12 protein-coding genes are annotated in these 13,242 nt (G+C 51.3%); 4 read left to right on the forward strand and 8 right to left on the reverse strand.

What is annotated here, in order from left to right:
- Positions 1-14: 14 nt before the first annotated feature.
- Entirely contained in the window at positions 15-3,539 is a 3,525-nt protein-coding gene (gene nifJ, locus LK536_RS42950; protein ID WP_227796160.1) for a pyruvate:ferredoxin (flavodoxin) oxidoreductase, read from the reverse strand.
- Between the two features lie 401 nt (positions 3,540-3,940).
- On the opposite strand from nifJ, the gene LK536_RS42955 reads away from it, so the two are divergent.
- From LK536_RS42955 to LK536_RS42970, 4 genes are all read left to right on the forward strand, one after another.
- Entirely contained in the window at positions 3,941-4,957 is a 1,017-nt protein-coding gene (locus tag LK536_RS42955) for a LacI family DNA-binding transcriptional regulator (protein WP_227796159.1), read from the forward strand.
- 19 nt (positions 4,958-4,976) lie between these two features.
- Positions 4,977-5,729, forward strand: coding sequence for a hypothetical protein (locus tag LK536_RS42960; RefSeq protein ID WP_227796158.1), 753 nt, complete (start codon positions 4,977-4,979; stop codon positions 5,727-5,729).
- A 247-nt stretch (positions 5,730-5,976) separates the two neighbouring features.
- The gene (locus tag LK536_RS42965; RefSeq protein ID WP_227796157.1) at positions 5,977-7,374 is read left to right on the forward strand and encodes a pyruvate carboxylase subunit B; all 1,398 of its coding nucleotides are present in this window, start codon (positions 5,977-5,979) and stop codon (positions 7,372-7,374) included.
- Between the two features lie 40 nt (positions 7,375-7,414).
- On the forward strand, positions 7,415-7,810 hold the full coding sequence (locus LK536_RS42970) for a carboxymuconolactone decarboxylase family protein (protein ID WP_227796156.1): 396 nt from the start codon (positions 7,415-7,417) through the stop codon (positions 7,808-7,810).
- A gap of 156 nt (positions 7,811-7,966) precedes the next feature.
- On the opposite strand, the gene LK536_RS42975 is transcribed toward LK536_RS42970, so the two are convergent.
- From LK536_RS42975 to LK536_RS43005, 7 genes are all read right to left on the reverse strand, one after another.
- Positions 7,967-8,140: a hypothetical protein gene (locus LK536_RS42975; RefSeq protein ID WP_506092153.1), complete on the reverse strand. Its 174-nt coding sequence runs from the start codon at positions 8,138-8,140 to the stop codon at positions 7,967-7,969.
- A gap of 294 nt (positions 8,141-8,434) precedes the next feature.
- Positions 8,435-8,791 (reverse strand): hypothetical protein, encoded by a 357-nt coding sequence (locus LK536_RS42980; RefSeq protein WP_025486399.1) that lies wholly within the window; start codon positions 8,789-8,791, stop codon positions 8,435-8,437.
- A 59-nt stretch (positions 8,792-8,850) separates the two neighbouring features.
- Positions 8,851-9,762 (reverse strand): AEC family transporter, encoded by a 912-nt coding sequence (locus tag LK536_RS42985; protein ID WP_008718233.1) that lies wholly within the window; start codon positions 9,760-9,762, stop codon positions 8,851-8,853.
- Between the two features lie 184 nt (positions 9,763-9,946).
- Positions 9,947-10,105, reverse strand: coding sequence for a hypothetical protein (locus LK536_RS42990; protein WP_227796155.1), 159 nt, complete (start codon positions 10,103-10,105; stop codon positions 9,947-9,949).
- Between the two features lie 124 nt (positions 10,106-10,229).
- On the reverse strand, positions 10,230-11,537 hold the full coding sequence (locus LK536_RS42995) for a TRAP transporter large permease (RefSeq protein WP_008718235.1): 1,308 nt from the start codon (positions 11,535-11,537) through the stop codon (positions 10,230-10,232).
- Positions 11,538-11,540: 3 nt separating this feature from the next.
- On the reverse strand, positions 11,541-12,029 hold the full coding sequence (locus tag LK536_RS43000) for a TRAP transporter small permease (protein WP_331472186.1): 489 nt from the start codon (positions 12,027-12,029) through the stop codon (positions 11,541-11,543).
- Between the two features lie 10 nt (positions 12,030-12,039).
- A complete protein-coding gene (locus LK536_RS43005) occupies positions 12,040-13,065 on the reverse strand; it encodes a TRAP transporter substrate-binding protein (protein ID WP_008718237.1) in 1,026 nt (341 codons plus the stop codon).
- Positions 13,066-13,242: the final 177 nt, after the last annotated feature.

Consider the following 13,242-nt stretch of genomic DNA (forward strand, 5'->3'; position numbering starts at 1 on the left):
CTTTCCTCCCCGGCCTATTTCAGCGCCAGCCCCTTATATGCCTCATACCTTGATCTGGCCTCTGCCTCTGACTTCCGGTAAAGGGCATCTGCTTCTTCAGGGAAAGCCCGCTCCAATGAGGAATAGCGTACCTCGCCCCTTAAGAACTCCTTGTAACTGCCGTCCGGCTCCTTGCTGTCTAACTGGAATGGATTCCTGCCCTCCTCAGCCAGCGTCGGATTGTATCTGTAGAGGTGCCAGTAGCCGGCTTTGACCGCCCGCTTGATTTCGTCCTGTACCTTTGCCATGCCGCAGCGCAGTCCATGGTTGATGCACGGCGCGTATGCGATGATCAGGGACGGTCCGTTGTAGCCTTCAGCCTCCTTCACTGCCTTTAGCAGCTGGGCCTGGTCTGCCCCCATGGCAACCTGGGCAACATATACATCCCCGTAGCTCATGGCCATCATTCCCAGGTCTTTTTTCTTGGTGCGCTTGCCTGCCGCCGCAAACTGGGCAACAGCGCCGGTGGGCGTTGCCTTGGATGCCTGGCCGCCTGTGTTGGAATATACCTCGGTGTCAAATACCATCACATTCACATCCGCTCCCGATGCCAGCACATGGTCCAGGCCGCCGTAGCCAATATCATATGCCCAGCCATCGCCTCCGAACATCCAGACGGATTTCTTCACCAGATGTTTTTCATTTTCCAGGGCAAATGCTGCCTCCTGCGCCACGGCGCTGCCTTTATAGCTGTGAAGCGCCGCCTTTAACGCCTGGCTTACCTCCTTGGTGGCTTCTTTATCATCAAAATGCGCCAGCCACTGGACCGCTGCTTCCTTCAGCCTCCCATCATCCGACTTCCCTGCAATTTCCTCAATCCTCAGGCACAGGCTGTTCCTCTGCTGGTCGGCCCCAAGATAGATACCCATGCCGAACTCCGCATTGTTCTCAAACAGGGAACCGCCAACGGCCGGGCCCTGCCCCTGCTTATTCGTGGTGTAGGGGAAACTTGGGAAGCTGGTCGCCCATACCTGGCTGCATCCCGTGGCAGTTGCAATATACATCCTGTCGCCGAATAACTGGGTTACAAGTTTGGCATAAGGCGTTTCCCCGCAGCCCGCACATGCGCCGGAGAATTCCAGCAGCGGCTGTTCAAACTGGCTTCCCTTTACATTGGCAGTGCCGTATGGATTCCTGATTTCAGGAAGCCCTTCCGTGTAATCCCAGATTGCAGCCTCCTTCCTCTCTTCCTCCAGAGGCTTCATGGTAAGGGCCTTTTCCTTTGCAGGGCAGACATTGGCGCAGCTTCCGCAGCCAGAGCAGTCCATGACGGAAACAGCCATGTGGAACACATACCCTTCCCCTCCCTTTCCGATGGCCTTTGCTGTCTTCATCCCTTTTGGGGCCTCCTGGACCTCCTCCTCAGTGAGAAGCAGGGGGCGGATGACCGCATGGGGGCATACGTAAGCACACTGGTTGCACTGGATGCATGTATCAGGATTCCAGGAGGGCACCTTAACCCCAATCCCGCGTTTCTCATACTTGGATGTTCCCTGGGGCATGGTCCCGTCGGCATGGTCCTCGTAGAACGCGGATACGGGAATGGTATCTCCTTTCATGCTGTTCACCGGCTCCAGTATCCTTGTGATGAACTTAGGTTTCCCTCCGGTGTCCTTTGTCCTGTCCGGCTCAAGCCCGGACCAGGCTTTTGGCACATCCACCTTCACAAGGTGTCCCACGCCCGCGTCCACGGCGGCGTAGTTCATGTTCACCACTGCCTCACCCTTATTGCCATAGGATTTAAGGATGGCTTCCTTCATATACCTGGACGCGTCCTCTGCCGGGATGATATTTGCAATTTTGAAAAATGCCGACTGGAGCACGGTGTTTGTACGGCTTCCCAGCCCCAGCCCTGCAGCAATGCCCACGGAATCAATGATGTAAAGGTTAATCTTCTTGTCCGCAATTGCCTTCCTCATATACGCGGGCAGATGGCTGTCCAGCTCCTCTTCCTTCCAGTCACAGGCAAGCAGCAGGCTGCCGCCCTCCTTTAAATCCGACACAATATCATACTTGTCAATGTACGCCTGGTTATGGCAGGCCACAAAATCCGCCTTGTTCACCAGATAAGCGCTTCGGATGGGCGAGTTGCCGAAACGCAGATGGCTCTTGGTGACGCCCCCTGATTTCTTGCCGTCATACTCAAAGTAGGCCTGTACATGCATATCGGTGTGGTCACCGATGATCTTAATGGTATTCTTGTTGGCGCCCACGGTCCCGTCTGAGCCAAGTCCCCAGAACTTACAGCTGACCGTGCCCTCCGGGATGATATCCAGCTCCTCCCCATAGGGGATGGAATGGTGGGTCACATCATCCACAATACCGATGGTGTAATGATTCCTTGGGTCCGGGGCCTCCATGTTCCCATACATGGCCGCAACCTGTGCCGGGGTCGTATCCTTGCTTGCCAGGCCGAAACGGCAGGCATATGCCTTAACCGTGCTTCCTGCATCCAAAAGCACGCTGCAGATTTCCTCAAACAACGGCTCGCCCACAGCCCCAGCCTCCTTATCCCTGTCAAGGACCGTAATCCTCTTAACGGTTTCCGGAAGTTCCCGGAAAAAATGCTTCGTACTGAACGGGCGGAACAGATGGACTTCCAGATACCCCACCTTCTTCCCCTGGGACCTGAGGTAGTCAATTGTCTCCTGGATGGTTCCTGTCACACTGCCCATCCCGACCAGGACCATCTCCGCGTCCGGGCTTCCGTAGTAATTAAACAGCTTATAATTCCTGCCCGTAAGCCCGTTAATCTGGTCCATGCAGGCCTCCACCACATCCGGAAGCGCCTCATAGTAAGGGTTGGCAGCCTCCCTCTGCTGGAAATATGTATCTGCATTCTGTCCGGTGGTGCGCAGTACCGGGCTTTCAGGATTCAGTCCATTATCCCGGAACTGTTTCAGTTCCTTTTGATCCACCAGCTTCCCAAGCTCATCATAATCCAGGCATTCCACCTTCTGGATTTCATGGCTGGTCCTGAACCCGTCAAAGAAATGAAGGAAGGGCACATGCCCCTTAATGGCTGCCAGATGGGATACGGCGCCTAAATCCATGGCTTCCTGGACCGTGGAGCTGGCCATCATGGCAAACCCGGTCTGGCGGCACGCCATCACATCGGAGTGCTCCGCGAAAATTGAGATGGCGCTGGTTGCCACATTGCGGCTGGCCACATGCACCACGCCTGGTTTCAGCTGCCCTGCAATACGGAACATGGTGGGGATCATCAGCATAAGCCCCTGGGATGCGGTATAGGAGGATGCCAGGACGCCTGCGTCCAGTGCGCCGTGTACAGCGGAGATGGCTCCTGCCTCAGACTGCATCTCCACCAGCTTCACCGGTGTGCCGAATATATTCTTCTTCCCATGGGCCGCCCATGCATCCACATGCTCTGCCATTGGTGATGAAGGTGTGATAGGATAAATGGCAGCCACCTCCGTAAATGCATAGGAGGCATATGCCGCTGCTTCGTTTCCATCCATGGTCTTCATGATTTTACCCATAATCCATTTCTCCCTTTCTTCAGACATACGGTTCTGTCTTATTGTGAATTCGTTGTAATTAATTGTAATATTTAACTGGTTTATCGTATTAGTTTAACGTTTTAGCTTAGCTTTATTATAGTTTTACGTTTTAGCAAATGTCAATACCCACTTTTTATTTTGTATCATTCATACAATTTATTTCTTGCTTATTTGTGCATATTTTAATTTTTCTATGCTGTGTCTTCATAATAAATGGAAATTCTGCGGCCTTGTCCTGGTTTGCCTCCATGTCTGCCCCTTACCTCTGTCCGGATGTCCCAATCCTTGACAAATCCCCCTGCACTCCGTATGATAGAGACAGACTGAACATACAAAAACATCTTACAGGAAAACATTCTGACAGAAAGGAGGTGCAGTCCATGGTGACGATTAAAGACGTAGCCAGCTTTGCCCAGGTCTCACCCACCACGGTATCCCTGATCATCAATGGCAAGGCAGAGGAACGGCGCATCTCGCCCCTGACCTGTGAGCGGGTCATGCAGGCCATGAATACCCTGGGCTACCAGCCCAACCTAAGCGCCAGGCGCCTGCGCTCCAATGAAAAACTGCGCCCCATCATTGCCTTTTACTGGCCCATGGATTATCGTACCAACATCCTGGCCTCATTCCTCTCCAGCTTCCAGGGAATCATACGCAGGCTGGGTTTTGACTGTGAACTGGTGGTGCAGACCTATGAAAACAATGCACTTGAAAAACATTCAGACGGTATCATAAAGAACAGCTACCACGCAGTCATCATAGGCGGCGCATCCTCCCAGGACATTGCATATCTGGAAACCCTGAAACCGCAGATTCCCCTTGTGCTGATCAACCGTACATCGGAAAAGTATTCCACGGTGTCAGTGGACACAAGGGAAATGGGACTTCTGGCCGCCCGCCTGTTCCGGCAGAAAGGATATACCGAGGCAGCGGTCCTGACCTCCAGGCAGCCATACCTGGCCACCGGCCAGCGCACCCAGGCCTTCCTCAATGCATGTTCCCAGATAGGAATCAGTATTGAGGCTGCCCATATCATCCGGGTGGAGAATACCATGGAAGGAGGGGTTAAGGGAGCGGACGCATACTGCAGCCTTCCTGCCGCCCCAAAGGCGGTGTTCTGCGATTCAGATTCCATGGCCCTGGGCGCCCTCTACTCCTTCCACCGGCACGGACTGTCACTGCCCCGGGATGTGGAGCTGCTTGCCATCGGCTTCCTTGACCCGGAGGCCACCATGTACTCCATCCCCCCTGTCAGCGTCATATCCATGCCCAACAGGGAGGTTATGGAAGGCGCCATCCGCGTGGTCATTGACGCCCTGTCCGTATCCGCCGGTGAACCTGTCCATACGCTGATTGAGCCGGAAATCATGCTGCGCGAAACCTTCAAGGCAGTATAAGCCCTGCATACAGACGGATATGCCGGGAAATGTGAATGCCATATGTTTTGGAAAGGTCATTGTATCCGCTAATGGGGGTGTTAGCGGTGAGAAGGCATACCTTTTGCGCCTGTGCCCTGAAAAGGACCCGGCCCCGTTAGTAGCTGCCGCCAAACGTTATCTGGATGAGGATGTGCAGTACGATTATCCTGATTTGATATTCTTTGCGGGCTTATTGATTTACCGCGCAGTCCGTCCCACACCCAGATGGCAGAAAATCACCGACCTGATTCTTAATATGGCATGCCGGGAACTCGATAAGCTGCTTAATAAAGTGATACATAAAGGCAATGTTCCTGTCATGGTATGTTCCCAGCTGGTATACCAGTGCTACGCTGACTGCGGGACAGATTACCGGATCATCCTGAAGGACGGGCTTCTTGAAACCGGCCTTCCCGGCACAATCCGTCTGGCAGATATGATAGATGATGCATGGGGAGAGAACCTGAGGTACCCTTCCGATCTATTCCCCGGTAACCTTGACCTGGAAGTCCTGGCCCAGGAATTCTATTCCGCCCTGAACGAACCCAGTGACGACCTTGCCCTCCTTGGTTCAGGGGAATTGAGGAATACGGTCAACCTGGCAGCAGACTTCCTGGATCTTGTGGAACAGGTCCTGAAGCACTCCGGCATCGATATACCGGTACCTGCGCTGTTTGTGGCGCCCAGCGATTTATTGAACCGTGCAGTGAACCTGCAGCAGTACGGGACAGCTATGATATCCCGTATTTAAGCCATGCCTGTTATGGATGTCAGTCTGCCATGCGCCCCTTTTTAAGGACCAGGCAGACGGACACGGCATATGGCCAGTCATTTCTTTTTTATCCAATACATCCATTCCATTAAAAAAACCAGGATCCTGGTTATCATAAATAATTCCAAATTTCCTCTTGACAAAAAATATTATTTAATTTATATTTGTTTTAACGATTTAGTTTAACGATTTAGCAAACTCTACTAAATCGAAAGGACGTGAATCCGTGTTTTGGAAAAAGAAAGGATCATTCCCCTCCGGCCACTCTGCCTCTGACTTCGCAGGCGCCGGTTCCCCGGTCAGGTTCAACAGCGTGGAATTCCGGGATGGGCAGCAGTCCCTGTTTGCAACAAGGATGACCACTGCCGACATGGTTCCCCTGCTCAGCGCCATGGATCAGGTGGGATATGACAGTATGGAGATGTGGGGCGGAGCCACATTTGATGTGGCGGTCCGTTTTCTAAAGGAAGACCCCTGGGACCGCATCCGGGAATTTAAGAAATATGTGAAACGTACACCGCTTAAAATGGTGCTGCGCGGCCAGAACCTGGTAGGCTATAAGGCTTACCCTGATGATGTTGTTGAGAAGTTTGTTGAAAAAGCTGCGGCGGCTGGTATTGACGTATTCCTGATATTTGATGCCCTCCAGGACCTGCGCAACTGCGAATCCGCATTCAGGGCAGTTAAAAAAGCAGGAAAGAAAATCGAGGGCTCCATCCAGTACAACATAAGCCCCTTCCACACCATAGAAAAATTTGTGGAAAATGGAAAAGAGCAGGAAAAAATGGGTGTTTCCCTGCTCCACGTGGAAGACATGGCAGGGCTTATGACCCCGGCCGCTGCCTATGACCTGATAAAAGCATTAAAAGCCGAACTGAAGGTGCCGATCCACCTTCACTGCCACTGTACAGGAGGAATGGCTGAGATGGCCTATTGGGAAGCCATCCGCGCAGGCGTGGACGGTCTGGATGTGTGCGTCTCTTCCATGTCCATGGGACCGGCCCATCCTCCCATTGAAAGTTTTGTTACTGCATTAAAGGGAACCAGCCGCGACCCCCACATAGATGTAGCCCAGTTTAAGGCCATCAATGAAGGCTTCCTGGCCCTGCGCAGGAAATATGCCCAGTTTGAAACAAAACTGATTGGCGTGGACGTGGGATGCCTGGAGCACCAGATACCGGGAGGAATGCTGTCCAATCTGGAAAGCCAGCTCACTGCCATGAAGCTATATGACCGTCTTCCCCAGGTCCTGGAAGAAGTAACCAGGGTAAGGGCCGACATGGGCTATCCTCCCCTGGCGACCCCATCCAGCCAGATGTGCGGCGCACAGGCCACTACCAATGTGCTTACAGGAAAACGTTACATGATGGTCAGCAATGAAATCAAGGATTACTGCCGCGGAATGTACGGAATGCCTCCAGGCCCGGTTTCACCGGAGCTACTGGAGGCTGCCCTTGGCAGTGAAAAGCCAGGTACCAAAAAACCGGCGGACATGCTGGCGCCCGGCTACGAAGCAGCAAAAGCGGAAGCCGAGCCACTGGCCCGCACAGAAGAGGATGTACTTACCTATGCCCTTTTCCCCGCCTATGCACCTGACTTTCTCAGGTCCAAATATAACCTGTGATACATAAATACATAACATCAATTCATCACTGGAGGTATCAATGAAACAGCAGAACCCAGAAAAACTACTCCGTTCCCAGGAGGTTTTAAAAGAACTGAAGGAAGCCAGAGGCGGCTCCCTGTTAAACTCCCATCAGGTCATGGGCAATGATCCCAACCTGGTCAATGCATTCTTGCAGCAGTACTTAAACTGCAATAAACGGGATGTTGAAATCCCAAGAAAATACCGCGAACTGATTGTCATGGCCATCGGCATGGCAACAGGGACATCCACCACTACCAAGGTCCATGCCGGGCTTGCCCTGGAAAACGGCGCTACCGTGGACGATGTATTTGAGGTAATCCGCATCATCTTCTTTACCTGCGGCGTTTCCAAACTGCTCCCGGCATTAGAATGCCTGGAAGACTTCTTTGAACCGATAGGCCTGGAAGATTGAATAACCAGCAAGTATGATTTACCGGTTCCGGAATTAAAGGGCGGGACATGAGGACGTGCAATCATTCGAATAATAAAATATTTTTTCATGATTGTGTATATTCTCCCGCAACGTGTCCATAATAGGAGTATACACGAAAGAGAAAATAATTAATACTTATCCTCCCCTTTTTTCCAGGCTCATCGCAAGGTTGCGGTGGGCCTGGATTTTTTCCTTTAAGTACAAGGAATTGATTCCCTCCCCTGCCGCCAGACCTGCCATACCGACACGGTAAGACTGGGCGATTCCTCCGTCCAGCCCAAATAGGCCACACCCATAAAGGAAAACCATCTATTTTCAAAATAATTCTTTTACATGTATATTCAAGAAAAAACAGGCAATAATGAAAATGTTAAGAGAATTCTTAATACTTATCCTCCCCTTTTTAAGAACCCTGCATCCATCATGTGTGCGGGGTTTCTTTATTATGGACTGCCCTCATGAGTTCCATCCTCCGTCCCATCCTCCCCAGCGCACATATATCCTTTCCCCGTCCCGAAAAAGCAAAATAAAAAGCCTCAAGCCCATATCAATCAGCTTGAAGCCTTCTATCCTCATACTTCCATTACATAATATGCCAGTACACTAGACACTGTCAAAGTAAAAAAAATTAGTGCTGCATATACTGATAGTCACATAAGGATTATCAAGCTTCTGCTTCACATCAAGAATGACCCTCCGTATTGCGCTGAAATATGCTTCACTGTCCTCGTAAAGCACGGGATTGCGCGCAGCTATGATTCTTAGCCCTTGGCTGTCCGTACCGCACTCATCCCTTATGTCACAGATTAATTCCAGGTGTTCAATCACGCCGTTTATAAACACCCCGCAGCGTTCATTTTCTTTGATAGCAGCATTAATCCAAATCCTTTTTACTTCTTCTATGCCGAATCTTTTATCACCTATGCTGTAAAAGTTAATGATATACCGCTCAGTTATCATCTTTTCAGCCTTTTTTATTATATATATTGCTGTCCCGTCTGATTTATTCAGGCAGCCGTTTATAAAATCACCAGCAGGGTTCCCGTAATCAGCACAATACTGATTACAATGGAGATTGAATTAATTGCGCTTGACAGTCCGATATCCCCTCTCAAATCCGCGGTAAAGGCCGGAGCTGCAGATGCGATGGGGCTGAGGGCCAGTATGGTCAGGGCCTGTCTGTACTCCAGTCCAAAGGGCAGAAGGAAATAAAAGGCCGCTGCCAGCGCTATGGAAACAGCATACCGAATGGACAGTATTGTTATGATTTTTCCCATCCGGCTTTTATCCAAGGTCATCTTAAATCCAACGCCCAGCATGAGCATTGCCATAAATGCATTTCCATTGGCAATGATCCCGGTAAATGAAACCACAGGCGCTGGCAGGGTCAGATGCAGTAAGGACAGGATGGTCATCAGCAGATATGCATCAAACGGCACGGATAATAACAGGGTCTTTATGATGGGCATGACGCTGAACTTATTCTTCTCCCCCTTAGCCATTACAGCCACGCTGTAAGCGCCTCCCAGACAGACCAGCGCATTGCCTGAGTCAAACAGGCTGGTGGCAACCACCCCCATGGGTCCTAAAAAGCCCTGGGCAAAGGGCATGGTGAAGTTCCCTATATTATATCCGGAAAGATTGACGATATTAAATGCCTTTTCCCCGCCGCTTTTACCTGCGCTGATCAAGAACGCAATGCCAACCAGCAGGACTCCGCCGCCCAGTCCCAGCATGCTCATGAGCAGCATGGACGGTTTCAGGTCAATTCCGGTAAAATTCGTCACGATGGCTGCCGGAAGCGTGATCTTCAGCACAATCCTGGACAACACATAAAAATCTTCCTCTTTAAAAAATCCTTTTCTTCTCAGCATATACCCCATTATGATAATAGCCACAAAGGAGCCTGCCTTCATAAGTATCTCTGTCATGCCTGTTTCCCTCATCCATTTTCAAGTTATGCCTGAACGCACGATATGTACTATAGCAGAATTCGCCCCCAACCACAACCCATATTCATCCACAAATTTCACCTTTTCCGTATTTTCTTCCGCTGTTCCATTTCCCTGTCCTTCCTGCATTGGCCTGCCATACCCCTGCCCCTGCTTCGGCCTGTCATATCCCTGCCCCTGCTTCGGCCTGCCATACCCCTATCCCTGCTTCGGCCTGCCATACCCCTGCCCCTCCTGCTTCGGCCTGCCATACCCCTGCCCCTCCTGCTTCGGCCTGCCATACCCCTGCCTCTGCTTTGGCCTGCCATCTGCGTCCTTCCATCTACAGCCTTCCATCTACAAACATGCCGCACAAAAAAATCTGCCGCCCGCCGCACATGACCTGCAGCAGACGGCAATATTTCCCAGCCCGAATGAATCAGATTCAAATCCCAATCAGCCTTCCATCACACATACCCCAGCAGTCCCGGCAGCCACATGGACAGGATCGGAACATAGGAGACAAGGAGCAGTACAATGAATATGGCGGCAAAATAATAAAGCAGCGGCTTAATCACATTTTCAATCTTGCTCTTACCCACCTTAACGCCTACAAACAGCGTGGTTCCCACCGGCGGTGTGATGGTGCCGATACACAGGTTGAATATCATCATGATACCGAAATGCACGGTGTTCATCCCCAGGGCCTGGCAGATAGGCAGGAAAATAGGGGTGAAGATCAGGCAGGCAGGCGTCATGTCCATGAATGTGCCGATGATCAGGAGCAGGATATTGATGATGAAGAGGATCACATACCTGTTGTTGCTGATTCCCAGCATGGCCTCGGACACGGCAGAAGGTATCCCCGTAAATGCCATGACCCAGCTCATGATACTGGACACGCCGATAAGGAAAATGATGATACCGGTCATCTCCGCGCTGTCCAGGAAAATCTTAGGCAGCTCGGAAAGCTTGATTGACTTGTAGAAAAACAGCGACAGGATCAGGCTGTACACAACAGCCACCACGCTTCCCTCCGTGGCCGTGAAGATGCCGCTTATGATTCCTCCGATTACAATCACAATCATGAGAAGACACGGGATTGCCTGGAAGAATACCTTAACCTTTTCTCCGGCGCTGTATTTAACCGTACTGCGGTATCCCTTCTTCTTGGCAAAATAAAAAATCACAGCCATACAGGCCAGTCCCCATAGGATTCCGGGGATATACCCTGCCATGAACAGGGCTGCCACTGAGGTCCCCCCGCTCACAAGGGAATAGGTAATCATGACATTGCTGGGCGGGATCAGAAGTCCGGTGGGCGCCGTGGCAATATTGGCTGCCGCAGAGAAATCCCTGTCATAGCCCTCTTCCTCCTCAATCGGCCCAATGATGGAACCCATGGCAGACGCTGCCGCCGTACCGGAACCTGATATGGCGCCAAAGAGCATATTGGCAACCGCATTGGTGTGCGCCAGGGCGCCTGGAATATTTCCGGTGAACAGTTTTGCAAAATTAATGAGACGGATGGCAATCCCGCCCTTGTTCATGATATTTCCAGCCAGGATAAAGAAAGGTATGGCCAGAAGGCTGAACACGGAAATGCCGGAAAATATCCTCTGTGCCCCGGTAAGCACGGCCGCTCCTGTATTCAGCACAGGAAGGATGGCGCAGATGGACGACACGGCCAGGGCCACTGCAATGGGAACTCCGGCCAGAAGCATGATGACCAGCAACACTAATATAATCAATCCACAGGCAACTGCTATATTCATCTCCTACACCTCCTCTTTCCCGCTGAAATCCCTGTGCAGCATATCTGCCGCATTCATCAGGCTGAACAGCATGATCAGCACGCCCGCCACAGGCACGATTACATAGATGTATCCCATGGGCACCCTCAGGGATGCCGTGGTCTGGATCATGGTCAGTTTCGTAATGGAAATACCTCCGTATACCATGACAACGCCTGCAAATGCAAAGGTCAGTAAATCAATGGCCACCTCCAGGTATCTGCGGCCAGGCCCTGTAAACTTATCCGCCAGGAAGCCCATGCGCATGTGGTCCCGCTTGCCGAACACATAGGCGGAGGCCAGCAGGGCCATCCAGGTAAAGGAGTAGGTCAGAAGCTCCTCTGACACAGTGCTTGGGCGGTTAAAGAAATATCTTGTCACGATCTGATATGTGCCGATCAGGGTCATCAGGGCGAACAGGCAGGTAATCACAAGCCCCAGGACCCGCATGATTCCGGCTCTTACTTTATGCATGTTTTCCATCCTACTGTCCTCCCTTGGCTTTTTCATTTACTTCCTGGATATACAGGTACAGGTCTGCAATCTTGGGATTTTCCTTCAGCATCTTCTCATGCAGGGGAAGCACCTTCTGCTTAAATGCATCCACATCCACATCGATGAATTCCACACCCATGTCATTAACCGCAATCTGTTTTGCCTCCTCAATGCTCTTATCCCACTCCTCCATCTCGACCTGGGTGGAAAGAAGGGCCGCATCCTTGAAGATCTGGTACTCCTCAGGATCCAGGCCCTGAAGGAATTTGAGGTTTGCCACCAGCATGTCCGGCACCATCTGGTGTTTATTGTAAGCATAATATTTTGCAACCTCGCCGTGCTTGTTGTTGGTAAGGGCCAGCTCATTGTTCTCAGCCCCGTCAATCACGCCCTGCTGGATGGCCGTATACACTTCCCCGAAGCCCATGGGCGCCGCGGCCGCTCCAAAGGCATTGACCATGGCAACGCTGGCCGGGCTTTGCTGTACCCTTATTTTCTTACCCTTAAGGTCCTCAGGGGTGCGGATGGGCGTCTTGGCGTAAAAGTTCCTGGTCCCCGCATTATACCAGGTCACAACCCGGAACCCGGCCTCATCCGTGGACTCATACACCTGCTCCATGTAATCCGTATCCTGCATCACGGACTTATACACATCCTCGGAGTCAAAGAGGTAGGGCATGCTGAAAATCTCATACACGCCTGCAAATGTCTCCAGGTTGGCGGTTCCTGCCACCACAAAATCAATGGCTCCTGTCTGGGTCAGCTCAATCGCCTTCTGGGCAGAACCCAGGATCTCATTAGGGAATATCTGTACCTCGTACTTGTCCCCCAGACGTTCCTCCACATATTCCTTGAATGCAAGCAATCCTATATGCTCGGGATGTGTCTCCGACTGTGCATGGGATATACGGATGATCCGTTTCCCGGAAGTCACGGAACCACAGCCCATAAGGCCTGCCGCCACAGCGGCAGACAGCATGACGGCCGTCATTTTCTTTATGAATTTCCTCACCATTTTCCATTCCTTTCCCTTTATACGGCAAATGTTCCATACAATCTGTACTTATTCTGGTCTGTACTTATTCTGGACTGAAATCCTCCATACCATACCGCATAAAAAGAAACCCCGCGGCTGTACAATCCAGAATTCATTAAGGTTTTGGCGCCTTCCTTAACACTTTCTTAATTATAT

Origin of the sequence: Clostridium pacaense (genome assembly GCF_020709765.2) — a bacterium.
Taxonomy (GTDB): Bacteria; Bacillota; Clostridia; order Lachnospirales; family Lachnospiraceae; genus Enterocloster; species Enterocloster hominis.

Excerpts from the sequence above, each read along its gene's own strand:
- nifJ (WP_227796160.1), bottom strand. The coding sequence starts at position 3,539 with ATGGGTAAAATCATGAAGACCATGGATGGAAACGAAGCAGCGGCATAT.
- LK536_RS42955 (WP_227796159.1), top strand. The coding sequence starts at position 3,941 with ATGGTGACGATTAAAGACGTAGCCAGCTTTGCCCAGGTCTCACCCACC.
- LK536_RS42960 (WP_227796158.1), top strand. The coding sequence starts at position 4,977 with ATGCCGGGAAATGTGAATGCCATATGTTTTGGAAAGGTCATTGTATCC.
- LK536_RS42970 (WP_227796156.1), top strand. The coding sequence starts at position 7,415 with ATGAAACAGCAGAACCCAGAAAAACTACTCCGTTCCCAGGAGGTTTTA.
- LK536_RS42975 (WP_506092153.1), bottom strand. The coding sequence starts at position 8,140 with ATGGTTTTCCTTTATGGGTGTGGCCTATTTGGGCTGGACGGAGGAATC.
- LK536_RS42980 (WP_025486399.1), bottom strand. The coding sequence starts at position 8,791 with ATGATAACTGAGCGGTATATCATTAACTTTTACAGCATAGGTGATAAA.
- LK536_RS42985 (WP_008718233.1), bottom strand. The coding sequence starts at position 9,762 with ATGACAGAGATACTTATGAAGGCAGGCTCCTTTGTGGCTATTATCATA.
- LK536_RS42990 (WP_227796155.1), bottom strand. The coding sequence starts at position 10,105 with ATGGAAGGACGCAGATGGCAGGCCAAAGCAGAGGCAGGGGTATGGCAG.
- LK536_RS42995 (WP_008718235.1), bottom strand. The coding sequence starts at position 11,537 with ATGAATATAGCAGTTGCCTGTGGATTGATTATATTAGTGTTGCTGGTC.
- LK536_RS43000 (WP_331472186.1), bottom strand. The coding sequence starts at position 12,029 with ATGCATAAAGTAAGAGCCGGAATCATGCGGGTCCTGGGGCTTGTGATT.
- LK536_RS43005 (WP_008718237.1), bottom strand. The coding sequence starts at position 13,065 with ATGGTGAGGAAATTCATAAAGAAAATGACGGCCGTCATGCTGTCTGCC.